The organism is Streptomyces canus (assembly GCF_001514145.1).
Classification (GTDB): domain Bacteria; phylum Actinomycetota; class Actinomycetes; order Streptomycetales; family Streptomycetaceae; genus Streptomyces; species Streptomyces canus.
This window is the reverse complement of the sequence record NZ_KQ948665.1, coordinates 256,337-282,329: the sequence shown is the minus strand read 5'-3', so window position 1 is coordinate 282,329 and position 25,993 is coordinate 256,337. Positions and strand designations below refer to the sequence as shown.

The window sequence follows — 25,993 nt, the reverse complement described above, 5'->3', positions numbered from 1 at the left end:
ACCTGCCAGACTCGGGTGCATGGGGAAGATCACGGGGACGATCGATTCGCAGGATGCCCTGGTCAAGCAGGTCCGGGCCGGAGCGAAGATCAAGTATCTGCACTTCTGGGGACACCGCCCGCGTCCGGACGGCCGCGTCGGCGCGAGCTGTCTGAGCCAGTGGTGGCCGTCACCGTTCGTAGTGGACGGAGGCACCTATGCGACCGCCGAGCACTGGATGATGGCGGGCAAGGCGCGTCTTTTCGAAGATCAGGAGGCCGAGCAGCGCGTCCTGGCGGCCGGCTCTCCGGCTCAGGCCAAGAACGTGGGCCGTCTGGTCCGGGGTTTCGACGAGCAGACCTGGCGGCGCGAGCGCTTCGGGATCGTCGTCGAGGGCAGCGTCCACAAGTTCGCGGCGCACGCGGACCTGCGGGAGTTCCTCCTGAACACCGGCGACCGGGTTCTCGTGGAGGCCAGCCCGCTGGACCGGGTGTGGGGCATCGGTCTCGCCGCCGACGACGAGGCGGCGGGCGACCCGGAGCGCTGGCGAGGCCCGAACCTCCTGGGCTTCGCACTGATGGAGGCGAGACACCGCCTCAGAAACGCCTGAAGGGGACCGCCGAATCCCGGCGATCCCCTTCCCTGCTCCGTCTACGCCACCGAGGCGGAGGCCGCCACGACGGCGAGGGAGCCGTCGTAGTAGTCGGAGTCGTCCTCCGAGTTGATGGCGGCGGTGATGCCGATGGCGAGCAGCACGATCACGGCGACGCCGAGGATCGTCCCGATGATGCCCATGATGAATCCGGCCTGCGCCTGCCCGTGGTTGGTGGCCTCACCCCGCTCGGCCCGCTTGCGTCCCTTGATCCCGAAGACGATGGCGAGGACGCCGAGCACCAGCGAGAGGATGCCGTACATGCAGAACAGCGCGCAGGACAGGATGCCCAGCACCATCGCCGCGACACCCATACCGTTCTGCGGGGGCATCGGCGGGGTGGGCCAACCGCCGTACCCCTGCTGGTAGTTGGGGTAGGCGTAGCCGACGGGGGCGCCGGGGCCCTCCGGCCCGACGGGCGGGGGCGGCACGGAGGCGGGCCCACCGGGGTAGCCGTAGCCGGGAGTGGGGGCGGACCCCGGGGCTCCGGGGGGCGGAAAGCCGTAGCCGTCGTTCGGCACGGACGTCACGGTGGCCTGATCATGCACGGGCGGCGACGGCGGCGACGGCGGCTGACCGGCACCGGGCGACGGGCTCTTCTCCAGCGAAGGCCCACTCTCCGGCGGCGCCCACGGGTCCCGACCGTCCCCGTTCGACTGCGTTCCGTCCGTCATGCCCACGTCCCCCTAGGTCGTTCGTGCGGCCATGTTACGGCAGGCAGTGCCGGGTCTTGGGCCGGGCGCCCATGGGGGTGCCACGCCGGTACCAGGGCGGCTGCGGGTCCGTCGTGGCTGGTCGCGCAGTTCCCCGCGCCCCTGGGAAGTTGCAGCCACCCGCACCACGACGGACCGTTCGCCCCACCGCGCGCCACGATGGGCCGGTAGCCGCGTACGGCGTGCAGGGGACGGGGTGGGGGGTGTCCGCCCGCAGCGGCCGGCGTCCGACACCGAGCCCATCTCAAGCACCAGCAACCGCCGGACCGAGGACGACCCCCCACCCCGGCCCCGACCCACCCACCAGACCGCACGCGCTACACCCGCCCCCACCGAACCGGAACAGGCCGCCGCAGGCACTCAGGGGCGCGGGGAACTGCGCACAACGCCCGCCCCCACCCACCCGCAGCCGCCCAAGGCCCCGGCCTAACATGTTCCGCATCGATCAGCCGATCACCGCGCCCGCCGCACCACCCACCGCGCCCGGCGCCCAGCAAGGGGAGGCCCCCATGACGACAACCGACCACCTGCACGCCTTCATCGCCGACCTGCCCAAGGCCGAACTCCATGTGCACCACGTCGGATCAGCCTCCCCCCGCATCGTCTCCGAACTGGCCGCCCGCCACCCCGACTCCAAGGTCCCCACGGACCCCGAGGCGCTCGTCGACTACTTCACGTTCACGGACTTCGCCCACTTCATCGACGTGTACCTGAGCGTCGTGGACCTGATCCGCACCCCCGAGGACGTACGACTCCTCACCTATGAGGTCGCCCGGGACCTCGCCCGCCAGCAGGTCCGCTACGCCGAGCTCACGATCACCCCGTTCTCCTCGACCCGCCGCGGCATCGACGAGCGCGCCTTCATGGAGGCCATAGAGGACGCCCGCAAGACGGCGGAGTCCGAGTTCGGCACGGTCCTGCGCTGGTGCTTCGACATCCCCGGCGAGGCCGGCCTGGAGGCCGCCGAGGAGACGACCCGCCTCGCCACCGACGACCGCCTCCGCCCGGAGGGCCTCGTGAGCTTCGGCCTCGGCGGTCCCGAGATCGGCGTACCCCGCCCCCAGTTCAAGCCGTACTTCGACCGCGCGATCGCCGCGGGCCTCCACTCGGTCCCGCACGCCGGCGAGACCACCGGCCCGGAGACGGTGTGGGACGCCCTCACCCACCTCCGCGCCGAACGCATCGGCCACGGCACGAACTCCTTCCAGGACCCGGCGCTCCTGACCCACCTCGCCGACCACCGCATCCCGCTGGAGGTGTGCCCCACCTCCAACATCGCGACCCGAGCCGTCCGTACCCTCGACGAGCACCCGATAAAGGAGTTCGTGGAGGCGGGCATCGTCGTCACGATCAACTCCGACGACCCCCCGATGTTCGGCACCGACCTGAACAGCGAGTACGCGGTGGCGGCAAGGCTCCTGAACCTCGACGAACGGGGTCTCGCCGGGCTCGCGAAGAACGCGGTGGACGTGTCGTTCCTCGACGAGCCCGGCAAGGCGCGGATCAAGGACGAGATCGACGCGTACACCACCACCTGGCTCGCACCCTGAGCGAACGCCCCCACCACAATGGGCCCATGCACAAGCTGACGGCCGTGGCACACCGCGGCGACCCCTACCACGTCCGTGAGAACACGATCGACTCCCTGCGTGCCGCGCTCGACCGGGGCGCGGACGCGGTGGAGATCGACGTACGGCTCACCAGGGACGGCGTACCGGTGCTGCTCCACGACAAGACGCTGAAGCGCCTGTGGGAGCATGACCGTCCCCTTCTCGCCCTGTCGGCTGACGAGGTACGAGGGCTGACGGACGGCAGGGTGCCGACGCTCGCGGAGGCTCTCCGGGCCACGGACGGGCACCGCCTGATGCTCGACCTGCCCGGCACAAGGGAGGTACGGGTCGCCCGCCGCATCGTCGACGTGGTCCGCGAGTGCGGAGCCCAGGACCGCGTCTACTACTGCGCCGACGCCACCGCCATGCTCGCCGTACGCGCGGCCGACCCGTCCGCGGAGATCGCGCTCACCTGGACGACCCTCGCGCCCCCGCGTCCCACGCTCCTGGACGCGGTGCGGCCGCGCTGGCTCAACTACCGTTTCGGCCTGATCGACCGCGGCCTCGCCGACCGTATCCACGCCGACGGCTACCTGGTCTCCGTCTGGACCCCCGACACCCGCCGCTCGATGCGCCGCCTGGCCGCCGCGGGCGTCGACTCGATCACGACGAACCGGGTGGACGTCCTCTGCGCGCTCAAAGCGCAGGCGAACGGGAGTGGGACGGAGACCTACGGCGCCGAGACCCGGGACTCCTGAGCGACGGTCGCCGCGTCGGCGGGAGTCGAGCGGGTGACGTACTGCGGCACGGGGGTGTCGTCCTTGCCGGTGTCGCGGACCAGGCCGTAGCGCTTGACGCCCTGGTCGGGGCCGGTGGTGATGTCCTTCTCCGCCGCGTCCCAGCTGGACGGGAAGACGCTGAGGCCGTAGTCGGCGCCGCGTTCGTTGACCGTGAGGGTGACGCTGCCGTCGAGGTAGAAGTACTCGTTCTGCCACATCTGCTGGGTGCCGGCGGGCAGGACGGTGTAGCCGACGGTGGAGTCCCCCATCCCGGTGGCGCTGCTGTCGGTGGCGCTGACGGGGTCGTCCATACGGCGGCCGCCGCCCGAGGCGACGTGGAAGAGCTCGCCCCTCAGGCCGGTCCAGGACGGCATGACCAGGCCGCCGGCCCGGTACTGCGGCGAGATCTGCCAGCGGACGAGGACATAGCCCTGGCCGGTGAGCGTGACGCTGTCCCCGCGGTGGTTCATGACGGCGTGCGCGCCGCCGGTGCTGGTGACGCCGCTCTCGGGCCGGTGCGGCAGGGCGGCGGGCGGGGTGTCGGGGTCAGGGGCCCGGTCGACGGCGTCGACGACGCTGCCGTAGAGGGCGGTCTTCGTAGGTGTCGCCGACGGGGAAGGGGACGGCGACGGGGAGGCGGACGGGGTGTCCACCACGGGTGGCGCCCGGTACGTGCTGGCCGCCGTGGGCGAGACCGCCACCTTCGGCGGCGGGGCGTCCGGGGTCTGTGTGACGACGTACGCCCCGCCCGCGACGATCGTCGCCCCCGCAGTGGCCGCGACGACGGGCTGGGTGAGGGCGCTCATCACTTTGGCGGTCCAGCTGACGGACGCGACCGTGGCGGTGGCGGCCGCGGCCGTCTTGCCGCCGAGGGCCAGCGAGAGGGTGAATCCGACCGGCAGCGGCACCAGCGCGATCCCGACGAGCAGCCGCTCCGGCGGTACGACGGACTCGCGGGTGTCTCCGCAGTAGCCGCAGCCGCGGATGTGCCGGGCCAGCCGCTTGCGCCAGACCGAGTCGGGGCGGCCGTCCCAGCGGGCGGTCAGTTCGCGCAGGTCGGGGCAGGCTCCGTCGAGGGCGCGGACGATGCCCCGGGAGGTCTCCAGGCGCTCCTTCATCCGCTGGACGCGTACGGCGGCGTGCTGCCTGCTGATGCCGACGGCGGCGGCCAGTTCCCGTCGCGTGAGCTCGCCGGCGACCTCCAGCCACCACAGCGAGAGCAGTTGCCGGTCCTCGTCGTCGAGCCAGCGCACCGCCTCCGCGACCTCACGCCGCTGCCCCTCCAACTGGAGCCGCAGGATGGTGAGTTCGGCGAAGTCGGCGGCTCCGCCCGTGGCCGACTCGTCCAGCGGGGCCGGCGTCCTGCGGCGGGCCCGGTCCCGTATCTGCCGCATGGCGATGGCAACCAGCCAGGACCGGAAGCTGTCCGGGTCGCGCAGGCTGCCGAGGTTGTCGACGGCCCTCAGCATGGTCTCCTGGACGACGTCGTCGACATCGGCGTGGCCGTTCAGGGCGCGGCCGACGATGTTGTAGACCAGCGGCAGCCAGCCTTCGACGAGCTCGTCCAGCGCCCGCCGGTCGCCGTCCTGCGCCGCCGCGATGGTGTCGCGCCACTGCCGCGTGTCCACGTGGTCCTTTCCGGCCGGTGCCCCTCGTGCGTGGAGACGGAGTGAAGGGCTCCGCGATAACACTTTTTCGCCCCCTAGGGGGACCTCCCCCGCAACTCCCCTAAAAGCAGCGGCAGTTGCTCAGGGTTCCACCAGGGGCCGGGCCCTCCTCACCGACGATCCCGTCACCTCGACAGCACCGCAGGATGATCACACACATCCCACACCCCCAGGAGCCGACTCGTGCGTGACCTTCGTCGCAGAAGCATCCTCGCCGGCGCCCTCGCCGTACCCCTGACCGCCGGACTGCCGACCTCGTCGGCGAGCGCGCGCAGCGCCTGCGCACCGGACGGCAAGGCGCTCCGCGCGGCGCTCGCGGGGCTCCCCGACGCGGACGCCACCGCGGCCCTGGTCCGGGTCGGCGGCACCGGCGGAAGCTGGCGCGGCAGCTCGGGCGTGCACGACCTGGAGAGCGGGCGGCCCGCCGATCCGGACGCACGGTTCCGGGCCGGTTCGACGACGAAGGTGGTCACGGCGGCGGCCGTACTGCGTCTGGCGGCCGAGGGGCGGATCGACCTGAACACGCCGGTCCAGCGCTACCTGCCCGGCATCCTGAGCGCGCGGTTCCGGCCGGTCACCGTACGGCACCTGCTCAACCACACCAGCGGCATCCCGGCGGGCGACGGTCTCGGCACCACCTTCGAGGAGGTGTACGCCCACCGCTTCGACACGCTCACCCCTCAGCGGGTCGCCGCGTCCGCGGGCGCGAAGGAGCCGGAGTTCTGCCCGGGGAGGCAGCAGCACTACCTCAACATCAACTACACCTTCCTCGGCCTGCTGATCGAGAGGGTGACCGGGCGGTCGTACGCCACCGAGGCCGCCCGGCTGGTGCTGGCGCCGGCCGGGATGCGGGACACGTACTTCCCCGGCACCGACCCGCGCATCCTCGGCCCGCACAACCGGGGCTACCAGGCGGTGCGGAGGGCCGACGGGACGACTGAGTTCGTGGACGTCACGGAGTGGAACCAGGCGGACCGGTTCGCGGCCGGGGACATGATCTCCACGACCGCGGACCTGGAGCGGCTGCTCACCGGTCTCTTCCGGGGCCGGATCGTCGAGCGGCCGCAGCTGAAGGAGGTGTTCTCGGTCCCGTCGGGCATCACCGACGCGAGTTACAGCGCGGGCGGCCTTCAGCGCTTCGAGTCCGACGGGAAGGTCTACTGGGTCAAGTCGGGCGGCCGGTACGGCTACAACTCGGCGATCGCCGCCACCCGCGACCTGAGCCGCACCCTCGTCTACTCGGTCAACTCCACCGACGCGAAGAGCGAGGACGCGAACCCCGTCGTCGTCCGGATCATCACGGCCGCGCTCAAGTAGCGGGCACACCGGGGGTGTTGGGCGTGGGGTTGTGCGGAGTGAGGGCTTCGAGCCGCTTGATCCTCCTCCGTACGACGTACAGCGGGAGCACCCCGAACACCCCGAACGCCATGTCGATCACGCTCCACCAGAACGGGATCCCCCGGATCGGCCCGCAGATCAGGGCGAGCGGGACGATCCCCCCGCAGGCGATCATGCCGAACTCGACGACCCAGATGTTGCGGACGGGGTCGCGGTAGGGGCCGTAGAAGGCGACCGCGATGACCAGGTGGGCGAAGGCCAGCCAGTCCGTGCCGTAGAGGAGGAAGGGATAGTCGGAGTCGGCGGTGTCCAGCCCACGCCGGACGCGAGTGATCCAGTCCGTCAGGGCGTCCGGCGCGGGAAGGTGCCGCAGCACGTCCTCGGCCCAGCGCAGTTCGTGGACCAGCGGGAAGGCGGTGGCACCGCTGAGCACCAGGCAGACGACGAAGAAGACCAGCCATGCGCGGATGCCCCTGAGTTGGGCGGCTCTGTCGCTCATGGCAGCAGCGTACGCCTGGAATTGAACATGTTCAAAACATTAGGAGTCGCGGGGATCGAGGTCAGGACGCCGCCGTCTCGGCCAGCTTCTGGAACTCGCCCAGGTCGTGGTTGGCGAGCGTCGAGTCCAGGTTGGTCAGCGCGCCGAGGTGCTCGATGAACCCCTTGGGGTCGTACTCGATCTGCAGCGTCACCCGGCTCGTGGTGTCACTGAGCCGGTGGAAGGTGACCACGCCCGCGTGGTGAACCCCCTCCACCGTGTGCCAGGCGATGCGGTCCTCGGCAATGACCTGGGTGAGCTCGGCGACGAAGTTCTTGTCGGCGCCGGGCAGTTGCAGCTGCCAGGCGAAGCGGCGCTCGTCCAGCCGCTCCACCAGGCGTACGTGGCTCAGAAAGGTCGGCCACCGGGTCACATCGCTCCACAGGGCCCACGCGACAGCGACGGGAGCCTCGATATCGACCGTTTCCACGAGGGACGCGGACATGCGGTACCTCTCCTTTCGATCGGCCGGGGGCCGGCTCGACGGTTGCGGTGCGAAGCGGATACCCCCGCCGGGGCGGCACACACGGTCCGGGTGGTACCGCGGTACCACCCGGCCCCCGAGGATTACCCCACGGTCCCAGAGTCCTGACCCGTGGCGCTCCTAACGTCGAAGGCAGACACCGCGGCGCCTTCGCCGACGGGTTCGAGCCCCAGGCAGGAAAGGCCCCTCACCATGATCGAAGCGCGTGAACTGACCAAGCGGTACGGCGACAAGACGGTCGTCGACCACCTGAGCTTCACCGTCAGGCCCGGCGAGGTGACCGGCTTCCTCGGTCCCAACGGCGCGGGCAAGTCCACGACCATGCGCATGATCGTCGGCCTGGACGCCCCCACCAAGGGCTCGGTCACCGTGGGCGGCCGTTCCTATGCCAGCCAGGCCGCGCCCCTGCACGAGATCGGCACGCTGCTGGAGGCCAAGTCCGTCCACCCCGGGCGCAGCGCGTTCAACCACCTGATGGCGCTCGCGTACACCCACGGCATTCCGCGTCGCCGGGTGGACGAGGTGATCGAGCTGGCGGGACTGACCAGCGTGGCCGGCAAGCGGGTGGGCGCCTTCTCGCTCGGTATGGGACAGCGGCTCGGCATCGCCGCGGCCCTGCTCGGCGACCCGGCGGTCGTCATGCTCGACGAACCGGTCAACGGCCTTGATCCGGAAGGTGTGCTGTGGGTGCGCAACCTGCTGCGCCGGCTGGCCGACGAGGGCCGGGCCGTGATGCTGTCCTCGCACCTGATGAGCGAGACCGCGCTGATCGCCGACCACCTGGTGATCATCGGGCGCGGCCGGCTGCTCGCCGACACCACGGTCGAGGACTTCACCCGTGAGGCGAGCGGCGGCGGCGTGAAGGTCGCCGCCGCCGAGGCCGCGAAGCTGCGCTCGCTGCTGGCCGGCCCCGACGTCACGGTCAGCTCCTCCAGCGCCGAAGAGCTGCTGGTCACGGGACGCGACGCGCGGGAGATCGGGGCGATCGCCGCCCGGCACGGGTTGGCGCTGTACGAACTCACCCCCCAGACCGTCTCCCTGGAGGCGGCGTTCATGGACCTCACCCGCGATGTCGTCGAGTACCAGAGCGCTCCGGCCGGCACCGAACGAAAGGCCGCCTGATGACCGTCACCAGCCTCGCCCCCGCGCCTGCCCGCACGACGCAGTACAAGGTCACCGGTGTCCGGGTGCTGCGCTCGGAGTGGGCCAAGTTCTGGTCGCTGCGCTCCAGTTGGATCACCCTGGGTGTCGCCGTGTTCCTGCTGGTCCTGTTCGGGACGATCGCCTCCTATACCTACAGTCCCGACGCCACCGCGACCGGCGGGCCGGGCGGCCCGGGAAGCGGCGGTGACAGCACCGCGGTGAGCCTGGCCCTCACGGGTGTCACGTTCGCCTCGCTGGCCGTCGGTGTGCTCGGCGTACTGCTGTCGGCCGGCGAGTACAGCACCGGCATGATCCGCTCGACGCTCACCGCCGTACCACGTCGACTGCCGGTCCTGTGGTCGAAGGCCGCCGTGATCGGTCCGGTCGCCCTGGTCCTCAGCACCGTCGGTGCCCTGGCCGCGTTCCTGCTGGGCACCCCGGGCCTGGACGGCGAGAAGATCGCCTTGTCCCTGGGCGACGACGGCGTCCTGCGCAGCCTGGCCGGCGCCGGGGTCTACCTCGGTCTGGTCGCCGTGTTCGGCGTGGCCCTGGGCGTGCTGATCCGCTCCTCCGCCGGAGCCATCGCGGCCCTGGTCGGCATCCTGCTCATCCTGCCCGGCCTGGCCACGCTGCTGCCCGACTCGCTGTACGACAGCATCAATCCCTACTTTCCCGGCAACGCGGGGTCGGCCGTCTACGCCCTGCACCAGTCCTCCGACGCCCTCTCCCCCGGCGCGGGCCTCGCGGTGTTCGCCGGATGGGTGGCCCTGACCCTGGCCGGGGCGGCCTTCCGGCTCGTGAAGTCCGACGCCTGACCTGGGCACGGAGACAATGGTGTCCATGACCGCGCACCGTGCCGCAGCCGCCGCGGACCCGGACCCGGACCCGGGGGCGGTGGCCCCGCCGTCCCCCGGATACGACGCGGCGTGGGCGCACCCGCTCCTGGGCCGGATGCTGCGCGACCGGGGCCGCCTCCAGCGGCTGGACCGTCGGCATCCGTGGCTGCTCGACACCGCGACGGTGCTGGCCGTCACCCTGTTGAGCCTGCCGGTCCTGCTCCGGGGCACAGGCACCTCCCCCTTCGGGGAGACCGAAATCCGTGACGTGCCGTCCGGTGTCCTGGTCGCCTGCGTCGCCGCATTCGTCGTTCCGCTGTGGTGGCGCCGCAGGGCCCCTGCCGTCGCGTACTTCGTGATCATGTCGGCGTCCCTCGTCCAGTGGTCGGTGGGGGTCTGGCTGCCGACCGGCTTCGCCGCGCTCATCGCCCTGTACACCGTGGCCCGGACCGCGTCACTGCGGCTGCTGGGCTGGGCCGCCGCGCTGACCGTGGTCGAGGCGGTGCTGGCGGTCTCCTTCCTGGTACCGATGGAGCATCCGCTGCTCAGCCTCTTCTTCCTGCTGGGCACGGCGACGGCGGCCGTCGCCACCGGCCTGACCCTGCGCATCCGGCAGATGTATCTTGCGGCGCTGGAGGACCGCGCCCGGCGCCTGGAGATCGAGCACGAGCAACGTGTCAGGCTCACCGCCGCCGCCGAGCGCTCCCGGGTCGCCCGCGAGATGCACGACATCGTCGGCCACAACCTCTCCGTCATGGTCAGCGTCGCGGACGGCGCCGCGACCCTCGCCGCCAACCGGAACGAGCGGTCCGCCGACGCCCTGCGCATCCTCGGCGACACCGGCCGCCAGGCCATGAGTGAACTGCGCCGCGTGCTGGGCGTCCTGCGCGAGGAGCGGGGACCTGACGAAGACGCACGACCACTCGCCCCGCAGCCCGGCATCGGGGACCTGGACCCCCTTCTCGCGCGGGTGCGGGCAGCAGGCCTGCCGGTCACCTACCGGATCTTGGGCGACCTCGAGGCCCTGAGCAGCGGCGTACAGCTGACCGTGTACCGCATCGTCCAGGAGTCACTGACCAACTCCCTCAAGCACGCGGGGCCCGGCACGTCCGCCGAGGTCACCCTCACTGCCGGGGCGGGAGAGGTACGCGTCAAGGTCGCCGACACCGGCACACCGCCGGGCGCACCCGTGCCGGCGAAGCCGCAGACCCGCGGCGACGGCCCCGGCCACGGTCTCGTCGGCATCCGCCAGCGGGCCGCCATGTACGGCGGCACCGTCATCATCGGCCCACGCGACACCGGCCACGGCTGGCTCGTGGACGTCGTGCTCGACGTACCACCGGGAGATCCCCTGCCATGACCACCGTCCTCATCGCCGACGACCAGCCCCTGCAGCGCATGGGCGTCCGCATGCTCCTGGAGGGCACCCCGGGCCTGGACCCGGTCGGCGAGGCCGAGCACGGCGCCGAGGCCGTCCGCAAGGCCGCCGAACTCCGCCCCGACGTCGTCCTCATGGACATCCGCATGCCCGGCATGGACGGCATCGAGGCCACCCGCCGTATCACCGCCGCCGGCGGCCGGACCCGCGTCCTGATCGTCACCACCTTCGACCTGGACGAGTACGCCTACGAAGGCCTGCGGGCAGGAGCGAGCGGCTTCCTGCTCAAGGACGCCCGCCCGGAGGAACTCGTCGCCGGCATCCACGCGGTCGCCACCGGCGACGCGGTCGTGGCCCCCCGTCTGACCCGCCGGCTCCTGGACGCCTACGCCCACCAGGTCCTCGCCCCGACCGACGCCGCCGCCCCGGACGACCCCCGGCTCCGGACCCTCAGCGACCGCGAGCGCGAGGTCCTCGTCGCCATCGGGCAGGGCTGGACGAACGCGGAGATCGCCGAGCGGCTCGTACTCACCGAGTCCACGGTGAAGAAGCACGTCGGCCGGGTCCTCGCCAAGATCGGGGCCCGCGACCGCATCCAGGCCGTGATCACGGCGTACGACACCGGGCTGGTCAGAGCCAAGCCGTAGCCCGGGGCGGCATGCCGCCCCGGGCCCGTGGGCCGACATCCGGCGAGCGGATGCCCCCGCACCACCGCGGCCGGAGGAACTACGCGTCCAGCGACGTCATGACGTGCTTGATCCGCGTGTAGTCGTCGAAGCCGTAGCCCGAGAGGTCCTTGCCGTAGCCGGACTTCTTGAAGCCGCCATGGGGCATCTCGGCGACCAGCGGAATGTGCGTGTTGATCCACACACACCCGAAGTCCAGCTTCTTGGACATCCGCATCGCGCGGCCGTGGTCCTTGGTCCACACCGAGGAGGCGAGTGCGTACTCGACCCCGTTGGCCCACGACACGGCCTGCTCCTCGTCCGTGAAGGACTGGACCGTGATGACCGGCCCGAAGACCTCCTTCTGGATGATCTCGTCGTCCTGCTTCAGCCCGGACACGACGGTCGGCGCGTAGAAGTACCCCTTCTCGCCGACCTGGTGGCCGCCGGCCTCGACCTTGGCGTGCGCGGGCAGCCGCTCGATGAACCCGGAGACCTGCTTGAGCTGGTTCGGGTTGTTGAGCGGGCCGTACAGCACGTCCTCGTCGTCCGGCTGCCCGGTCTTCGTGTCGGCGGCGGCCTTCGCCAGCGCCGCGACGAACTCGTCGTGGATCGAGGACTGCACCAGCACGCGCGTGGCCGCCGTACAGTCCTGCCCGGCGTTGAAGAAGCCCGCCACCGAGATGTCCTCGACGGCCTTCGGGATGTCCGTGTCCTCGAAGACGACGACCGGGGCCTTGCCGCCCAGCTCCAGATGCACCCGCTTCAGGTCCTTGGACGCGGACTCGGCGACGGACATGCCCGCCCGCACCGATCCCGTGATGGACGCCATCGCCGGTGTCGGGTGCTCGACCATCAGGCGCCCGGTGTCCCGGTCACCGGTGATGACGTTGAAGACACCCTTCGGCAGGATCGACCCGATGATCTCCGCGATCAGCACGGTCGACGCGGGCGTCGTGTCCGACGGCTTCAGCACCACGGTGTTGCCCGCCGCGATCGCCGGCGCGAACTTCCACACGGCCATCATCATCGGGTAGTTCCACGGCGCCACCTGCGCGCAGACCCCGACCGGCTCGCGCCGCACGATGGAGGTCAGACCTTCCATGTACTCACCGGCCGACCGCCCCTCCAGCATCCGCGCCGCGCCGGCGAAGAAGCGGATCTGGTCGACCATCGGCGGGATCTCCTCGGACCGCGTGAGCCCGATCGGCTTGCCGGTGTTCTCCACCTCGGCCGCGATGAGCTCCTCGGCCCGCTCCTCGAACGCGTCCGCGATCTTCAGGAGGGCCTTCTGCCGCTCGGCGGGGGTGACGTCGCGCCAGCCCGGGAAGGCGGCGGCAGCGGCGGCCATGGCCGCGTCCACGTCCGCCTGCCCGGACAGCGGCGCGGTCGCGTACGCCTCACCGGTCACGGGGTTGACCACCTCGGTGGTGCGCCCGTCGGCGGCGTCCCGGAACTCACCCTCGATGTAGTTGCGCAGACGACGCAGCTCGGTGCTCACTGCCGGCCTCCTGGGGGTTGAAACTGTCCACTCACTGAGACACCCACCCTAATCGCCAGGCCCACGTTTTCAACACCCCTGATCGCGCCAACGCTGCGAAATCCGCAGGTCTCCGTCACGTAAACGACGAATTTCATCGCCCCGACCTTGCGGAAGTGACGAGACCTCGTGCACAGTGACGTCGTGGCCAGTCGAAGCGCAGACCCCAAGGACTCCCGCGAGTCCAGGAGCGAGTCCAGGAACGGCGCCGGCCCGCACCTGGACGCCGTCTCCCTCGCCATCATCGAGCAGCTCCAGGAGGACGGCCGCCGTCCGTACGCCGCGATCGGCAAGGCCGTCGGCCTGTCGGAGGCGGCCGTGCGCCAGCGCGTCCAGAAGCTGCTCGACCAGGGCGTGATGCAGATCGTCGCCGTCACGGACCCGCTCACCGTGGGCTTCAGGCGCCAGGCGATGGTCGGCATTCATGTCGAGGGCGACGTGGAGTCCGTGGCCGACGCGCTGAGCGCCATGTCCGAATGCGAGTACGTGGTGATGACCGCCGGCTCCTTCGACCTGATCGTGGAGATCGTCTGCGAGGACGACGACCACCTCCTGGAGGTCATCAACCGTCGCATCCGGGCCGTCCCCGGAGTGCGCTCCACCGAGAGCTTCGTCTATCTGAAGCTCAAGAAGCAGACCTACATGTGGGGAACCCGATAACCGTGAGGACCCGATAACCGTGAGCTCCAAGGACCTCAGCCGCACCGCGTACGACCACCTGTGGATGCACTTCACCCGCATGTCCTCGTACGAGAACTCCCCGGTCCCGACCATCGTCCGGGGCGAGGGCACCTACATCTACGACGACAAGGGCAAGCGCTACCTCGACGGTCTCGCGGGCCTGTTCGTGGTCCAGGCCGGTCACGGCCGTACGGAACTCGCCGAGGCCGCCTTCAAGCAGGCGCAGGACCTGGCGTTCTTCCCGGTGTGGTCCTACGCCCACCCGAAGGCCGTCGAACTCGCGGAGCGCCTCGCGCAGCACGCGCCCGGCGACCTGAACAAGGTCTTCTTCACCACCGGTGGCGGCGAGGCGGTCGAGACCGCCTGGAAGCTCGCCAAGCAGTACTTCAAGCTCACCGGCAAGCCCACGAAGCACAAGGTCATCTCGCGTGCGGTCGCCTACCACGGCACCCCGCAGGGCGCCCTGTCGATCACCGGCCTGCCGGCTCTGAAGGCCCCCTTCGAGCCGCTGGTCCCGGGCGCCCACAAGGTCCCGAACACCAACATCTACCGCGCCCCGCTCTTCGGCGACGACCCCGAGGCCTTCGGCCGCTGGGCCGCCGACCAGATCGAGCAGCAGATCCTCTTCGAGGGCCCGGACACGGTCGCCGCGGTCTTCCTGGAGCCCGTGCAGAACGCGGGCGGCTGCTTCCCGCCCCCGCCAGGCTACTTCCAGCGGGTCCGCGAGATCTGCGACCAGTACGACGTACTCCTCGTCTCCGACGAGGTCATCTGCGCCTTCGGCCGCCTCGGCACCATGTTCGCCTGCGACAAGTTCGACTACGTCCCGGACATGATCACCTGCGCCAAGGGCATGACCTCGGGCTACTCCCCGATCGGCGCCTGCATCATCTCCGACCGCCTGGCCGAGCCGTTCTACAAGGAGGACAACGTCTTCCTGCACGGCTACACCTTCGGCGGCCACCCGGTCTCCGCCGCCGTCGGCCTCGCCAACCTCGACCTGTTCGAGCGCGAGAACCTCAACCAGCACGTCCTCGACAACGAGAGCGCGTTCCGCTCGACCCTGGAGAAGCTCCACGACCTGCCGATCGTCGGCGACGTCCGCGGCAACGGCTTCTTCTACGGCATCGAGCTGGTCAAGGACAAGGCGACGAAGGAGTCCTTCAACGACGAGGAGACCGAGCGCGTCCTGTACGGCTTCCTCTCCAAGGCCCTGTACGACAACGGCCTGTACTGCCGTGCCGACGACCGCGGCGACCCGGTCGTCCAGCTCGCCCCGCCGCTGATCTCCGACCAGGGCACGTTCGACGAGATCGAGCAGATCCTGCGCGCGACCCTCACCGAGGCCTGGACGAAGCTCTAGCCCCCGGCGTTCCAGCGGCCCGTACGGCCCGGCGTGCACCCGTCCGAGTGACAGGCGTGCACCCCGGGCCGTGTGCTGTACGGCGTCCCGCCCCCGCCTCCTTAGCGTGCCTGGTAACCGATCGGCCCTGCTTTCGTTCCCCCGCTCGGGGGGGTTGCAAGGCACAACGGACCAGAACGAGGTGTACGCCCATGGAGGCCCCGCCGGACAACGATGTGCTCTGGGCACGCTCCCTGCACTTCACCCACCGCGACGGCTCGCCGGCACTGCAGGGTGTCTCCCTCGGCGTGCGCGAGGGCGAGATCCTCGCCGTGAGCGGCCCGCGCGGCAGCGGCAAGACCGCACTGCTCAGATGTCTTTCGGGACTCACCCCGGCCCAGCGCGGCGAGGTCTGGTTCAACAGTGTGCCCGTGCACACGATGGGCCCGCTGGCCCGTGAGCGCCTGCGCCGCGACCGCTTCGGCTGGATCGACCCGGCCCCCGCGCTGGTTCCGGAGCTCAACGCCTGGGAGAACGTCGCCCTCCCCCTCATGCTGCGCGGCACCGGCCGCAGGCGCGCCAGGACGGCCGCCCTGGAGTGGCTGGAGCGCCTCGACATCGGCGACCGGACCGGCAGCGGCCCGCACGAGCTGACCCAGTCCGAACGCCAGCGCGTCTGCATCGCCCGCGCCCTGGCCCCGGCCCCGTCCGTGCTGTTCGCGGACGAACCGACGGCTCCCCTGTACCGGGCGGACCGCGCGCACGTCCTGAGGACGCTCACGACGGCCGCCCGCTCCCACGGCATCACCGTCGTCCTGGCGACGCACGACGCCCACACCGCAGCCCTCGCGGACCGCACGGTCACCCTCCTGGACGGACGCCGGGTGAACACCGTGCACCTGCCCCCGATGGCCGACTCGGAAGGCCGTACCGCGTGCTCGCTCTCCGTCTGATGCGGGGCGCCCGTCCCGCCGTACAGCTGCGCCGCCTCCTGGTGGCACTCGCCTCGGCGGGCACGGGCTTCCTCCTCCTGTGCGCACTCGGCCACGCGATCAGTCATCCAGGGGACCCGTCCGGCGCCCTGCTGCGCCTGGCCTGGTGTCTGACGCCCCTGGCGGCGACGGTCCACCTGGCCCTGACGGTCGCCCGCACCGACCCGGGCACCCGCCCCCGCCCCGGCCTCGCGGCCATCGGCCTGGGCCCGGCCCGTCTGATGGCCGTGTCGGCCACGACAACGGCCCTGTCCTGCACGCTCGGCTCCCTGCTGGCCCTCCTCTTCTTCCTCCATCTCCGGGGCGACCTGACGGGCATGCCCTTCGACGGAGCGGCGGCGGACTTCCTGGCGGCGGACGTCCCGCTCCCGTGGCCGGCCGCCCTGACCCTGCTGGGCCTGGTCCCGGCGATCGCGTCGGCCACGGTGGGATACGTCCTGCGGCCACGGGACGACAGGCCGGCGGCGGCGAAGAGGCAGGCGCGGTCGTACGGCCGTTTCGGCGCGTACGGCAGGACGGCGGCCAGGGAGACCTTCGGCTCGTACGGCCGTTTCAGGGCGCACCGGCCCACGGGCGGTCGTGCCGCCGGGGCGGCTCCCGACCCCGCGCGAGCGCTCACCCCGCAAGCGCGGGCCGGTGAAAGCACTCCGGCAGCACCCCCCGCCGAGGTCAGCCAGACCGAGGACCTCGGCCGAGAAGCCCTGCCCACCCCCCGAGAAGCCCCCAAGGGCCTCCCCTGGGGCATCGCCGTGCTCGCCGCGGGCCTGGCGGTGGAGGCCTACGCCAACCGGCAAGGGACCGCCCCCGCCGCACCCCTCCCCGGCGGCCTCGCAGGCACACCCTCCGTCCTGATCGGCTGGCTCCTCACCGCCGTGGGTCTGGCGGTCGCCGGCCCCGGTCTCACCCACCTCTGCGGCCGCCTCCTCCAGTCCACCCACCCCGGTGCCCTGCGTCTCCTCGCCGGAAGGGTCCTCATGTCGGAAGCCGCCCGCATCGGCCGCCCCCTGGGCATCGTCTGCGCGGTGACGTCCGGCGTCTACGCCATGGCCACGCTGTACGACCCGACCGGCCCCGAAGTGGGCCCCCTGACCACCCTCGGCCTGCTCCTGGTGACGAGCTGCACGATCGCCACGCTTCTCACCGCCGCCGTGGAGGCCAAGCACGCCAGGTCGGACACCACCGCCGCGTTGCTCCGCCTGGGTGCCCCGGCGACCATGCTCCGCAGCGCGGCGGCCCTGCGCGCAGGCGCCCTGCTGGCCCTCTTCGGCCCGCTCACCCTGGTCGTGGCCGAGCTGGCGGCCCTGCCCCTGACCTCCTGAGCCCCGCACCAAAAACCCGTACGAAAGAAATCACGGCCACCGATGAGTTCCGCCGCGCCCACGCGTCTACCCACCGAACAGCACGCACCCGATGGGAGAGACTCCGATGACCTCGCCGACCTACCAGCAGATGATCTTCGTGAACCTGGCGGTGAACGACCTCGACGCCTCGAAGAAGTTCTTCACCGAGCTCGGTTACTCGATCAACCCGCAGTTCAGCGACGACAACGCGGCGTCCGTCGTGATCAGCGACACCATCGTCGCGATGCTGCTGACGAAGGCGTTCTACTCGACCTTCACCAAGAAGGAGATCGCGGACGCGACGAAGACCAGCGAGGTCCTGATCGCGCTGAGCGCGGAGAGCCGCGCGCAGGTCGACGAGCTGGTCGACAAGGCGATCGCCGCGGGCGGCAGCCCGTCCGGCGAGACCCAGGACCACGGCTTCATGTACGGCCGCTCCTTCGACGACCTCGACGGCCACACCTGGGAGGTCGTCTGGATGGATCCGGCGACGATCCAGGGCTGAACCTCGGGCCGCGACTCGGCGTGCGAGCATGGGCGGGTGCAGACGAGCCCCGCCCATGCGGCACACCACGACGACCGTGAGATCGAGACGCTGGAGGAGTTCGACGCGGTCGTACCGGCCCGCGGCACCCTCGCCGGTTTCCGGGTCCAGGCCGTCGATCTGACGGACCGGACAAGGGAGTTGCTGGCCACCGACACCGCGGGCGCCGTCTTCCTCGGCTGCCCGATGCGGGAGAACGCCGCGGAGAAGATCCGCGCGGACGGCGCCCTGGTCTTCCCGCCCGTCCCGCATCTGCCCTTCGACCCGTACCGCGGACTGCTCTACTCCCCCGACGAGTTGTTCGACGGTCTGGAGAAGGGATACGAGCAGACCCCCGACGCGCTCGCCTACGCCTGGTTCCAGCGCACCAAGGCCGACGGCGACATATACGCGTCGATGCTGCGCTCCGTCCACGACGACGCCGTCTCCGACGCCCTCGACGAACTCCTGCGCGGCACAAGGGTCGTGGGGGTCATGGGTGGTCACGCGATGGCCCGCGGCACCCGCGAATACGCCGGCGCGGCGCGCCTCGGCCGCGAACTGGCCCGCGCCGGGCTCACCGTGGCCACCGGCGGCGGCCCGGGTGCGATGGAGGCGGCCAACCTCGGCGCCTACGCGGCCCCCTTCGAGGACGCCATGCTCGACGCGGCGTGCGACCTGCTCGCCGAGGCGCCGTCGTTCACGCCGTCGATCACGGACTGGGCGCGCGCCGCCTTCGAGGTCCGCACCCGCTGGCCCCGGGGCGGCCCTTCCGTCGGTATCCCGACCTGGTTCTACGGGCACGAGCCGCCGAACGCCTTCGCCTCGCACCTCGCCAAGTACTTCGCCAACGCCACCCGCGAGGACGGCCTGCTCGCCCGCTCCACCGCGGGCGTGGTCTTCCTGCCGGGCGCCGCCGGCACCGTGCAGGAGATCTTCGACAACGCGACGCCCAACTACTACGAGTCGCGCGGCGAACCCACGCCGATGGTGCTCGTGAACCGCGTCCACTGGACGGAGAAGCTGCCCACCTGGCCGCTGCTCCAGGCGCTCGCCCGGGAGCGGTCAATGGAGGCCCGAATCGCCCTTGTTGACCGGATCGAGGACGCCGGAGAGGCGCTGAAACGTCTCACACCTTAATAAGCAGGCAAAGTCAACACGTGTAGGGTCCCTGCACGTTGACACTTCTTATGCTGCGCTTATAGACCTGTGAGACTCCTGGGGACGGTGATGTCACATCACCATCCCCTCAGCCCCCCGCATTTGAGCATCCTGTGAAGGACGAACGTGGCATTTACGCCCATATCCCGCCGCACCGCCCGCGTCTCGCGCTTCCTCGGCGTCGCCGCCGCATCGACCGCGATCGTGCTCGGTGCCTCCGGCAACGCGCTTGCCTGCAACATCAATGAGTTCTCCGCCGAAGCCAAGTGCGACGGCACCCAGGGCGTCATCACCGTCACCGACGTGGACAAGTCCGGCGTCGAGGCGACGGTCTCCGTCTACCTGCAGAGCAACGGCGCCGACGCGAAGAAGGTCGGCGAGCAGACGGTGAAGGGCTCCAAGGAGGGCACCACCATCACCTTCGAGGAGGACTGGGCGCCCAACGCGGAGTACCGCATCCACGTCGAGGCCCTGCCCTACATCAAGGGCGCGGACATCAAGCCGAACCTGACCACCCCGGCGACCGCCTGCAAGACCGAGGACACGCCGACCCCGACGCCCACGCCCACCCCGTCGGACTCCGCCAGCACTCCGGCCGAGGAGTCCCCGGTCCCGACCCCGTCGGCCTCGGAGGGCACCACCGCTCCGGCCACCGTCGAGAGCAACGCCCCGTCGGCCGCGGCCGGCGACTCCAACCTCGCCGAGACCGGTGCGAACTCCAACACCGGCCTGATCGCCGGGATCGCGATCGCCCTGGTCGCCATCGGTGGCGGCGCCGTGTTCTTCGGCCTGCGCCGTCGTGGGGCCGGCACCCGCTGACGACAGTCGTGCGTGGCCCGTCCCGGGTTCGGGGCGGGCCACACGCATGTCATCCGAAGGTGGCCTGCTGCAGCCAGAACTCCAGCAACTGCCGCTCGCCGAGGACTTCCAACTCAGGGCTGTCCAGGGGAAGTCGACGGTAGAAGGCGAGCATGACGGCGGTCAGCGGGCCCCGCAGGGCGACCGTCGCCTTCTCGTGCCCGCGCCGCCACACGATGACATCCTCGGTGAGCTCGACCACCCACTCGGCGTTCAGTCGAGGCGTCCCGTCGGTGGCATGCAGATGGATACTGCGCCCGGAGCCGCGCAGTTCCCTCGACTCGTCGTCCGGCATGGTCCGCTGTGCGAACTCCACGATCTGCAACCACTCGTCGATCGCGTCGGCGGCGATCTCCGGGGCCACCTCGTACGGCTGCCCGGCGGCGAGCGTGGCGTCGGCACGGTGGACCGTGAGTTCGTGTGCCATCCTGCGGGCCCAGAAGCCCGAGGTGGGGATCCCGGCCCAGGACCACACCTTGGCATCCGGCCCGGCCTCCCGAAGCGCGGCGACGAGCATCTCCCCCGTCTCCGCGAGCCAGGCGTCCAGCGCCCCGGCGTCCTCGGGCCCCTCCCCCAACGGCACCTGATCCTCGGGCACTTCCTCCCGGGCCCGGGTCCGCACCATCAGCTCCACCCAGCGCAGGGCGCCCCCGGTGTGCCTCACCAGCCGCTCCAGCGACCACTCCGGGCAGGTCGGCACGGTCACGGACAGGTCGGCCCCGGACGTCAGCACGTCCCTCAACAGGCCGACCTGGTGAGCGATCTCGTCGCAGTAGCGGTCATGTCCGAGCAGGGTCATGCCCCGCACCCTAAGGCCGCCCGGTCAATCCAGCACGAGGATTTCGGCCGGGTCGAACTCCACCCCGACCGTGTCCCCGACCTCCGGCGCCGCACGGAGCGCACACGCGGCCTCCAACCGCGGCCCGCCCTCCCGAGGGTGCAGATGGACGGCCACGTGGGTGCCCTTGAAGGTCCGCGCGGCCACCGTGCAGCCGAGGCCCTCGTCGGCCGCCATGAGCCGCACTCCGGCCGGCCGCACGAGCACACTCCTGACCCCCTGGGCGGCTCCCGAAGGCACCGGAACCTTCCCCCACGCGGTGTCCGCGACCTCACCCACCACCGTGCCCTCGACGACGTTCTCGAAGCCGAGGAAGCGGGCCACGAACTCGTCCGCCGGCCGCTGCCACACCTCGAGAGGCGTACCGGACTGGGCGATCCGCCCGTCGCGCATCACCACGACCCGGTCGGCCAGCGCGAAGGCCTCGCCCTGGTCGTGGGTGACCGCGAGCGCCGTGGTGCCCAACCGCCCGAACAGCTCCCGCAGTTCGACGACCAGCCGCTCCCGCAGCGAGCGGTCCAGCTGTCCGAGCGGCTCGTCGAGCATCAGCAGCCGGGGCCGGGGTGCGAGCGCGCGGGCCAGTGCGACCCGCTGCTGCTCACCGCCGGAGAGCGCGCCGACGGCCCGGCGGGCGGCACCGGGAAGCCCGACGAGGTCGAGCAACTCCCGCACCCGCTCGTCCTGTTGCGTCCTCGTGGCCCCGTGCATCCGCAGCCCGAAGGCCACATTGGCGCCCACGTCCCGCTGCGGGAAGAGCTGATGGTCCTGGAACATCAGCCCGACCCCGCGCTTGTGCGCGGGCACCCCGCCCTGGTCACGCCCGTCGAGCAGGACCCGGCCCTCGTCGAGGGGTTGAAGGCCGGCCACCACCCGCAGCAGCGTCGACTTGCCGCTGCCGCTGGGCCCGAGCACACACACGATCTCGTGCTCGGCGACATCGAGACCGACCTCGTCGAGCACGGCCCGTCCGCCGAACCGTACCGTCGCGTCCTCAAGGCTCAGCAGCATCAGAACTCCCCGGTCCGGTCGGGCCGCAGCCGTTCGAGCACCAGCAGCGCCACCGCGCACACCACCATCAGGATCGTCGAAAGGGCCATCGCCTGGCCGTAGTTGAGATCACCGGCCCGCCCGAGCAGCCGTGCCACGGCGACCGGCAGCGTCGGGTTGTCGGGTCGCGCGATGAACACCGTGGCCCCGAACTCGCCCAGCGACACGGCGAAGGCGAAGCCCGCCGCGATCAGCAACGCCCGCCGCACCATGGGCAGATCGACCTCCCGCCACACCCGCCACGGCGAGGCCCCGAGCACGGCCGCGGCCTCTCGCAGCCGGTGGTCCACGGCCCGCAGCACCGGCAGCATGGTCCGCACGACAAAGGGCACCCCGACCAGCGCCTGCGCGAGCGGCACCAGGATCCAGGACTGCCTGAGGTCCAGCGGCGGCTCGTCGAGCGAGATCAGGAACCCGAAGCCGACGGTCACCGCGGACACCCCGAGCGGCAGCATCAGCAGCGCGTCGAAGCCCCGTACGAACCGGCCCGCGTCCCGCCGTGTCAGCGCGGCCGCCGCGAGGCCCCCGATCACCACCGCGATGGCGGTGGCGGCGAGGGCGTACTCCAGTGAGTTCCCGACCGCCTCGATCGGCGCGACGAGGAAGACCCCGCCGTCGCTGTGGGTCAGCGCCCGGTAGTAGCCGAAGTCGGCAGCGCCGAGCGACCGCTGCACCAGCACCGCGAGCGGCAGCACCAGGAGGACGGCGACGCTGCCCACGACCCCGGCGAGCAGCCCCCACTCCCCCGCCCCTCGGGGCCGCCGGGCGGTGACGGACTCGTCCACGAGCCGCAGCGCGGTCTCCCGGCGCCGTACGGTCCACGCGTGCAGGGCGAGAACAGCGCCCACCGCGACGAACTGGATCAGCGTCAGCACGGCGGCCGTGGACAGGTCGAAGATCTCGGAGGTCTGCCGGTAGATCTCCACTTCGAGGGTCGAGAAGGTCGGCCCCCCGAGGATCTGCACCACGCCGAAGGAGGTGAAGGTGAAGAGGAACACCATGAGGGCGGCGGCGGCCACGGCGGGCCCGAGTGCGGGGAGCGTGACCGTCCGCCAGGCCCTGAGCCGGGACGCGCCCAGCATCCGCGCGGCCTCCTCCTGACGCGGATCCAGCTGGGCCCACAGTCCGCCGACGGTCCGTACGACGACCGCGTAGTTGAAGAAGACGTGCGCGAGCAGGATCGCCCACACCGTGGTGTCCAGCCGTACGCCCCACAGCTCGTCGAGCAGCCCGCCACGGCCGACGAGCGCCAGGAAGGCCGTACCGACGACGACGGTCGGCAGCACGAAGGGGACGGTGACCACGGCCCGCAGGATCTGCTTCCCGGGGAAGTCGAAGCGTGCGAAGACATACGCGCCGGGGAGCGCGACCAGGAGCGTGAGCGCGGTGGAGGCGAGCGCCTGCCAGGTGGTGAACCACAGGACGTGCCGGATGTCCGGCTGGGTGAGGACGTCGGTGATCCGGCCGAGCTGCCAGGTCCCGTCGGTCTTGAGTCCGCGCGTGACGATCGCGGCGACGGGATAGGCGAAGAAGACGGCGAAGAACGCGACGGGCACGGCCATGAGTCCGAGCCGGGCCGCCGCGTTCTTGACGCCCTTGCGGGTCCTTACTTCAGTACGAGCGAGGTCCACGACTTGACCCAGTCGTCACGGTTGTCGGCGATCTTCGCCGGGTCCATCGTCTCGGGGTCCTTGGCCTGCGGACCGTACTGCGTGAACTCGGCAGGCACCTGGGCGCCGGTCACCACCGGGTAGACGAACATGTTGAGCGGCATGTCCTGCTGGAACTCCTTGGTGAGCAGGAAGTCCAGCAACGCCTTGCCGCCCTTGGCGTTCGCGGCGTTGCTCAGCAGTCCGGCGTACTCGATCTGCCGGAAGCAGGTGCCCTGCGCCACGCCGGTCGGGGCGGTCGTCGGCTTCGGGTCGGCGTAGATCACCTCGGCGGGCGGCGAGGAGGCGTACGACACGACGAGCGGCCGGTCGGCCTTCGCCTTCTTGCCCCCGGCGGAACCGGAGAACTCCTCGTTGTAGGCCTGCTCCCAGCCGTCGACGACCTTGACGCCGTTGGCCTTGAGCTTCTTCCAGTAGCCCTCCCAGCCGTCATCGCCGTACTTCGCGGCACTCCCGAGGAGGAAGCCGAGTCCCGGCGAGGAGGTGGAGGCGTTCTCGGTGACGAGGAGGTTCTTGTAGGCGGGCTTGATCAGATCGTCGTACGACGTCGGCGGCTGGAGCTTGTGCTCGGTGAAGTAGGCCTTGTCGTAGTTGACGCAGATGTCGCCGGTGTCGATGGGCGTGACCTTGTCCCTGTCGACGCGGTACCCGGCCTTGATCCGATCGGCGCCCTTGGCCTCGTACGACTGGAAGAGCCCGTTGTCGAGCGCGCGGGACAACAGGGTGTTGTCGACGCCGAAGAAGACGTCGCCCTGCGGGTTGTCCTTGGTGAGGATGGCCTTGTTGACGGCCTGTCCGGCGTCGCCGTCCTCCAGGACCTTGACCTGGTAGCCGGACTTCTTCTCGAAGTCGGCGAGGACGCTCTTGGAGACGGCCCACGAGTCGTGGCTGACCAGGGTGACACTCTTGGAGCCGGAGCTCTTGGAGCCGTCGGACGACGAACCGCACGCGGACAGCGTGACGATGCCGAGCCCGACGACGGCAGCAAGAAACTTCTTGTTGTTCACGGTGATGACCGAACTTCCTACCCAGAATGACCTGGGCGAGGTTCAGAGGGTCTGCGGCCCGATTGCCGCACTCTCAGCGCTGTGGCGCTCCCCTGTCGGATATGAAGATGTACGTACGTCCGTCAGACTACCGCTCGGTGGCCGCGAGCTGACCACAGGCCCCGTCGATCTCCTGTCCACGGGTGTCCCGGACCGTCACCGGCACACCATGGGCGGCGATGGCCTCGACGAAGGCCTTCTCGTCCTCGGGCCGGGAGGCGGTCCACTTGGACCCGGGGGTCGGGTTCAGCGGGATCAGGTTGACGTGCACCGGCTTGCCCTTGAGCAGGCGGCCGAGCCGGTCACCGCGCCAGGCCTGGTCGTTGATGTCGCGGATCAGCGCGTACTCGATGGACAGGCGCCGCCCCGACTTCTCGACGTACTCGAACCCGGCGTCGAGCACCTCGCGCACCTTCCACCGCGTGTTCACGGGGACGAGGGTGTCGCGCAGCTCGTCGTCGGGCGCGTGCAGGGAGATCGCGAGCCGGCACTTGAAGCCTTCGTCGGAGAACCGGTGAATGGCCGGCACGAGCCCCACGGTCGACACGGTGATGCCGCGCTGGGAGAGACCGAGCCCGTCGGGCGCGGAATCGGTGAGCGCGCGAATGGACCCGACGACCCGCTTGTAGTTCGCCAGAGGTTCGCCCATCCCCATGAAGACGATGTTGGACAGCCGCGCGGGCCCGCCCGGCACCTCTCCGTCCCGCAGCGCCCGCATCCCGTCCACGATCTGATGGACGATCTCGGCGGTGGACAGATTCCGGTCAAGACCCGCCTGCCCGGTGGCGCAGAAGGGGCAGTTCATCCCGCAGCCCGCCTGCGAGCTGATGCACATGGTCACCCGGTCCGGGTACCGCATGAGCACTGACTCGACGAGCGTCCCGTCGAACAGCCGCCACAGGGTCTTGCGCGTGGTCCCCTGGTCGGTCGACAGATGCCGTACGACGGTCATGAGCTCGGGAAGCAACGCTTCCTGGAGCTTGCCGCGCGCGCCGGCCGGGATGTCGGTCCACTCCGCCGGGTCGTGCGCGTACCGCGCGAAGTAGTGCTGCGAGAGCTGCTTGGCACGAAACGGCTTCTCCCCGATCCCCGCCACGACCTCCTTGCGCTCGGCGGGCGTGAGATCGGCGAGGTGCCGCGGCGGCTTCTTGGCTCCGCGGGGGGCGACGAAAGTGAGTTCTCCGGGTGCAGGCATAACCCATCCAGTGTCGCAGATCATCTGCGGGGACCCAG

General features: G+C 70.8%; 25 protein-coding genes. 15 read left to right on the top strand and 10 right to left on the bottom strand.

Annotated features, from left to right (window positions below):
• Positions 1–19 precede the first annotated feature (19 nt).
• Positions 20–589, top strand: a complete 570-nt coding sequence (locus AQJ46_RS30210) for an NADAR family protein (RefSeq protein WP_059208558.1) — start codon at positions 20–22, stop codon at positions 587–589.
• A gap of 41 nt (positions 590–630) precedes the next feature.
• Here the strand turns inward: AQJ46_RS30210 and AQJ46_RS30205 are convergent, their stop codons facing one another.
• A complete protein-coding gene (locus AQJ46_RS30205; RefSeq protein ID WP_059208557.1) occupies positions 631–1,305 on the bottom strand; it encodes a DUF4190 domain-containing protein in 675 nt (224 codons plus the stop codon).
• A gap of 470 nt (positions 1,306–1,775) precedes the next feature.
• On the opposite strand from AQJ46_RS30205, the gene AQJ46_RS30200 reads away from it, so the two are divergent.
• Both AQJ46_RS30200 and AQJ46_RS30195 read left to right on the top strand, forming a co-directional pair.
• Complete coding sequence (locus AQJ46_RS30200) at positions 1,776–2,894, top strand: adenosine deaminase (RefSeq protein ID WP_107117356.1); 1,119 nt, start codon at positions 1,776–1,778, stop codon at positions 2,892–2,894.
• A 26-nt stretch (positions 2,895–2,920) separates the two neighbouring features.
• Positions 2,921–3,652, top strand: coding sequence for a glycerophosphodiester phosphodiesterase (locus AQJ46_RS30195; protein ID WP_059208555.1), 732 nt, complete (start codon positions 2,921–2,923; stop codon positions 3,650–3,652).
• On the opposite strand, the gene AQJ46_RS30190 is transcribed toward AQJ46_RS30195, so the two are convergent.
• Positions 3,625–5,301, bottom strand: a complete 1,677-nt coding sequence (locus AQJ46_RS30190; protein ID WP_059208554.1) for an RNA polymerase sigma factor — start codon at positions 5,299–5,301, stop codon at positions 3,625–3,627. The two genes, AQJ46_RS30195 and AQJ46_RS30190, sit on opposite strands and share 28 nt — an antisense overlap.
• 222 nt (positions 5,302–5,523) lie before the next feature.
• Between AQJ46_RS30190 and AQJ46_RS30185 the strand changes: the two genes are divergently transcribed.
• Positions 5,524–6,657, top strand: a complete 1,134-nt coding sequence (locus tag AQJ46_RS30185; RefSeq protein ID WP_059208553.1) for a serine hydrolase domain-containing protein — start codon at positions 5,524–5,526, stop codon at positions 6,655–6,657.
• Here the strand turns inward: AQJ46_RS30185 and AQJ46_RS30180 are convergent.
• Positions 6,650–7,177: a hypothetical protein gene (locus AQJ46_RS30180; RefSeq protein WP_059208552.1), complete on the bottom strand. Its 528-nt coding sequence runs from the start codon at positions 7,175–7,177 to the stop codon at positions 6,650–6,652. The genes AQJ46_RS30185 and AQJ46_RS30180 overlap by 8 nt on opposite strands.
• A 61-nt stretch (positions 7,178–7,238) precedes the next feature.
• On the bottom strand, positions 7,239–7,661 hold the full coding sequence (locus AQJ46_RS30175) for an SRPBCC family protein (protein WP_059208551.1): 423 nt from the start codon (positions 7,659–7,661) through the stop codon (positions 7,239–7,241).
• A gap of 231 nt (positions 7,662–7,892) precedes the next feature.
• On the opposite strand from AQJ46_RS30175, the gene AQJ46_RS30170 reads away from it, so the two are divergent.
• The 4 genes from AQJ46_RS30170 to AQJ46_RS30155 are packed head-to-tail and all read left to right on the top strand — an operon-like array spanning position 7,893 to position 11,704.
• Positions 7,893–8,822 carry an ABC transporter ATP-binding protein gene (locus tag AQJ46_RS30170; RefSeq protein ID WP_059208550.1) on the top strand — a complete coding sequence of 310 codons (930 nt, stop codon included), beginning with the start codon at positions 7,893–7,895 and terminating at the stop codon, positions 8,820–8,822.
• A complete protein-coding gene (locus AQJ46_RS30165; RefSeq protein ID WP_059208549.1) occupies positions 8,822–9,658 on the top strand; it encodes an ABC transporter permease in 837 nt (278 codons plus the stop codon). Before AQJ46_RS30170 ends, AQJ46_RS30165 begins: the two co-directional genes overlap by 1 nt.
• 25 nt (positions 9,659–9,683) lie before the next feature.
• Positions 9,684–11,039 (top strand): sensor histidine kinase, encoded by a 1,356-nt coding sequence (locus AQJ46_RS30160; protein ID WP_059208642.1) that lies wholly within the window; start codon positions 9,684–9,686, stop codon positions 11,037–11,039.
• Positions 11,036–11,704, top strand: coding sequence for a response regulator (locus AQJ46_RS30155; RefSeq protein ID WP_059208548.1), 669 nt, complete (start codon positions 11,036–11,038; stop codon positions 11,702–11,704). The genes AQJ46_RS30160 and AQJ46_RS30155 overlap by 4 nt, the downstream gene beginning before the upstream one ends.
• A gap of 79 nt (positions 11,705–11,783) precedes the next feature.
• On the opposite strand, the gene AQJ46_RS30150 is transcribed toward AQJ46_RS30155, so the two are convergent.
• Positions 11,784–13,223: a gamma-aminobutyraldehyde dehydrogenase gene (locus tag AQJ46_RS30150; RefSeq protein ID WP_059208547.1), complete on the bottom strand. Its 1,440-nt coding sequence runs from the start codon at positions 13,221–13,223 to the stop codon at positions 11,784–11,786.
• 168 nt (positions 13,224–13,391) lie between these two features.
• Between AQJ46_RS30150 and AQJ46_RS30145 the strand changes: the two genes are divergently transcribed.
• The 7 genes from AQJ46_RS30145 (at position 13,392) to AQJ46_RS30115 (ending at position 20,120) form a co-directional block, all read left to right on the top strand.
• Positions 13,392–13,922 carry an Lrp/AsnC family transcriptional regulator gene (locus AQJ46_RS30145; protein ID WP_057616602.1) on the top strand — a complete coding sequence of 177 codons (531 nt, stop codon included), beginning with the start codon at positions 13,392–13,394 and terminating at the stop codon, positions 13,920–13,922.
• A gap of 19 nt (positions 13,923–13,941) precedes the next feature.
• Positions 13,942–15,306, top strand: a complete 1,365-nt coding sequence (locus tag AQJ46_RS30140; protein ID WP_059208546.1) for an aspartate aminotransferase family protein — start codon at positions 13,942–13,944, stop codon at positions 15,304–15,306.
• A 191-nt stretch (positions 15,307–15,497) separates the two neighbouring features.
• Positions 15,498–16,238, top strand: a complete 741-nt coding sequence (locus tag AQJ46_RS30135; RefSeq protein WP_059208545.1) for an ABC transporter ATP-binding protein — start codon at positions 15,498–15,500, stop codon at positions 16,236–16,238.
• Positions 16,220–17,596, top strand: coding sequence for a hypothetical protein (locus tag AQJ46_RS30130; RefSeq protein ID WP_059208544.1), 1,377 nt, complete (start codon positions 16,220–16,222; stop codon positions 17,594–17,596). The genes AQJ46_RS30135 and AQJ46_RS30130 overlap by 19 nt, the downstream gene beginning before the upstream one ends.
• Positions 17,597–17,702: 106 nt before the next feature.
• On the top strand, positions 17,703–18,122 hold the full coding sequence (locus tag AQJ46_RS30125) for a VOC family protein (protein WP_059208543.1): 420 nt from the start codon (positions 17,703–17,705) through the stop codon (positions 18,120–18,122).
• 36 nt (positions 18,123–18,158) lie between these two features.
• Positions 18,159–19,280, top strand: a complete 1,122-nt coding sequence (locus tag AQJ46_RS30120) for an LOG family protein (RefSeq protein ID WP_059208542.1) — start codon at positions 18,159–18,161, stop codon at positions 19,278–19,280.
• A gap of 147 nt (positions 19,281–19,427) precedes the next feature.
• Entirely contained in the window at positions 19,428–20,120 is a 693-nt protein-coding gene (locus tag AQJ46_RS30115) for an LAETG motif-containing sortase-dependent surface protein (protein ID WP_059208541.1), read from the top strand.
• A 49-nt stretch (positions 20,121–20,169) separates the two neighbouring features.
• Here AQJ46_RS30115 and AQJ46_RS30110 read toward each other — a convergent pair whose 3' ends face one another.
• The 5 genes from AQJ46_RS30110 to rlmN form a co-directional block, all read right to left on the bottom strand.
• Positions 20,170–20,958, bottom strand: a complete 789-nt coding sequence (locus AQJ46_RS30110; RefSeq protein ID WP_059208540.1) for a maleylpyruvate isomerase family mycothiol-dependent enzyme — start codon at positions 20,956–20,958, stop codon at positions 20,170–20,172.
• Positions 20,959–20,982: 24 nt separating this feature from the next.
• Positions 20,983–22,005: an ABC transporter ATP-binding protein gene (locus AQJ46_RS30105; RefSeq protein WP_059208539.1), complete on the bottom strand. Its 1,023-nt coding sequence runs from the start codon at positions 22,003–22,005 to the stop codon at positions 20,983–20,985.
• On the bottom strand, positions 22,005–23,675 hold the full coding sequence (locus AQJ46_RS30100) for an ABC transporter permease (protein WP_079072481.1): 1,671 nt from the start codon (positions 23,673–23,675) through the stop codon (positions 22,005–22,007). The genes AQJ46_RS30105 and AQJ46_RS30100 overlap by 1 nt, the downstream gene beginning before the upstream one ends.
• Positions 23,651–24,721, bottom strand: a complete 1,071-nt coding sequence (locus tag AQJ46_RS30095) for a thiamine ABC transporter substrate-binding protein (protein WP_059208641.1) — start codon at positions 24,719–24,721, stop codon at positions 23,651–23,653. Before AQJ46_RS30095 ends, AQJ46_RS30100 begins: the two co-directional genes overlap by 25 nt.
• A 127-nt stretch (positions 24,722–24,848) precedes the next feature.
• Complete coding sequence (gene rlmN / locus AQJ46_RS30090) at positions 24,849–25,955, bottom strand: 23S rRNA (adenine(2503)-C(2))-methyltransferase RlmN (protein WP_059208537.1); 1,107 nt, start codon at positions 25,953–25,955, stop codon at positions 24,849–24,851.
• Positions 25,956–25,993: the final 38 nt, after the last annotated feature.

Bases quoted from the DNA above. Each gene is read 5' to 3' on its own strand.
- AQJ46_RS30170 (WP_059208550.1), top strand. From the start codon at position 7,893: ATGATCGAAGCGCGTGAACTGACCAAGCGGTACGGCGACAAGACGGTC.
- AQJ46_RS30205 (WP_059208557.1), bottom strand. From the start codon at position 1,305: ATGACGGACGGAACGCAGTCGAACGGGGACGGTCGGGACCCGTGGGCG.
- AQJ46_RS30105 (WP_059208539.1), bottom strand. From the start codon at position 22,005: ATGCTGCTGAGCCTTGAGGACGCGACGGTACGGTTCGGCGGACGGGCC.
- AQJ46_RS30210 (WP_059208558.1), top strand. From the start codon at position 20: ATGGGGAAGATCACGGGGACGATCGATTCGCAGGATGCCCTGGTCAAG.
- AQJ46_RS30110 (WP_059208540.1), bottom strand. From the start codon at position 20,958: ATGACCCTGCTCGGACATGACCGCTACTGCGACGAGATCGCTCACCAG.
- AQJ46_RS30195 (WP_059208555.1), top strand. From the start codon at position 2,921: ATGCACAAGCTGACGGCCGTGGCACACCGCGGCGACCCCTACCACGTC.
- AQJ46_RS30135 (WP_059208545.1), top strand. From the start codon at position 15,498: ATGGAGGCCCCGCCGGACAACGATGTGCTCTGGGCACGCTCCCTGCAC.
- AQJ46_RS30165 (WP_059208549.1), top strand. From the start codon at position 8,822: ATGACCGTCACCAGCCTCGCCCCCGCGCCTGCCCGCACGACGCAGTAC.
- rlmN (WP_059208537.1), bottom strand. From the start codon at position 25,955: ATGCCTGCACCCGGAGAACTCACTTTCGTCGCCCCCCGCGGAGCCAAG.
- AQJ46_RS30160 (WP_059208642.1), top strand. From the start codon at position 9,684: ATGACCGCGCACCGTGCCGCAGCCGCCGCGGACCCGGACCCGGACCCG.
- AQJ46_RS30200 (WP_107117356.1), top strand. From the start codon at position 1,776: ATGTTCCGCATCGATCAGCCGATCACCGCGCCCGCCGCACCACCCACC.
- AQJ46_RS30180 (WP_059208552.1), bottom strand. From the start codon at position 7,177: ATGAGCGACAGAGCCGCCCAACTCAGGGGCATCCGCGCATGGCTGGTC.
- AQJ46_RS30175 (WP_059208551.1), bottom strand. From the start codon at position 7,661: ATGTCCGCGTCCCTCGTGGAAACGGTCGATATCGAGGCTCCCGTCGCT.
- AQJ46_RS30155 (WP_059208548.1), top strand. From the start codon at position 11,036: ATGACCACCGTCCTCATCGCCGACGACCAGCCCCTGCAGCGCATGGGC.
- AQJ46_RS30125 (WP_059208543.1), top strand. From the start codon at position 17,703: ATGACCTCGCCGACCTACCAGCAGATGATCTTCGTGAACCTGGCGGTG.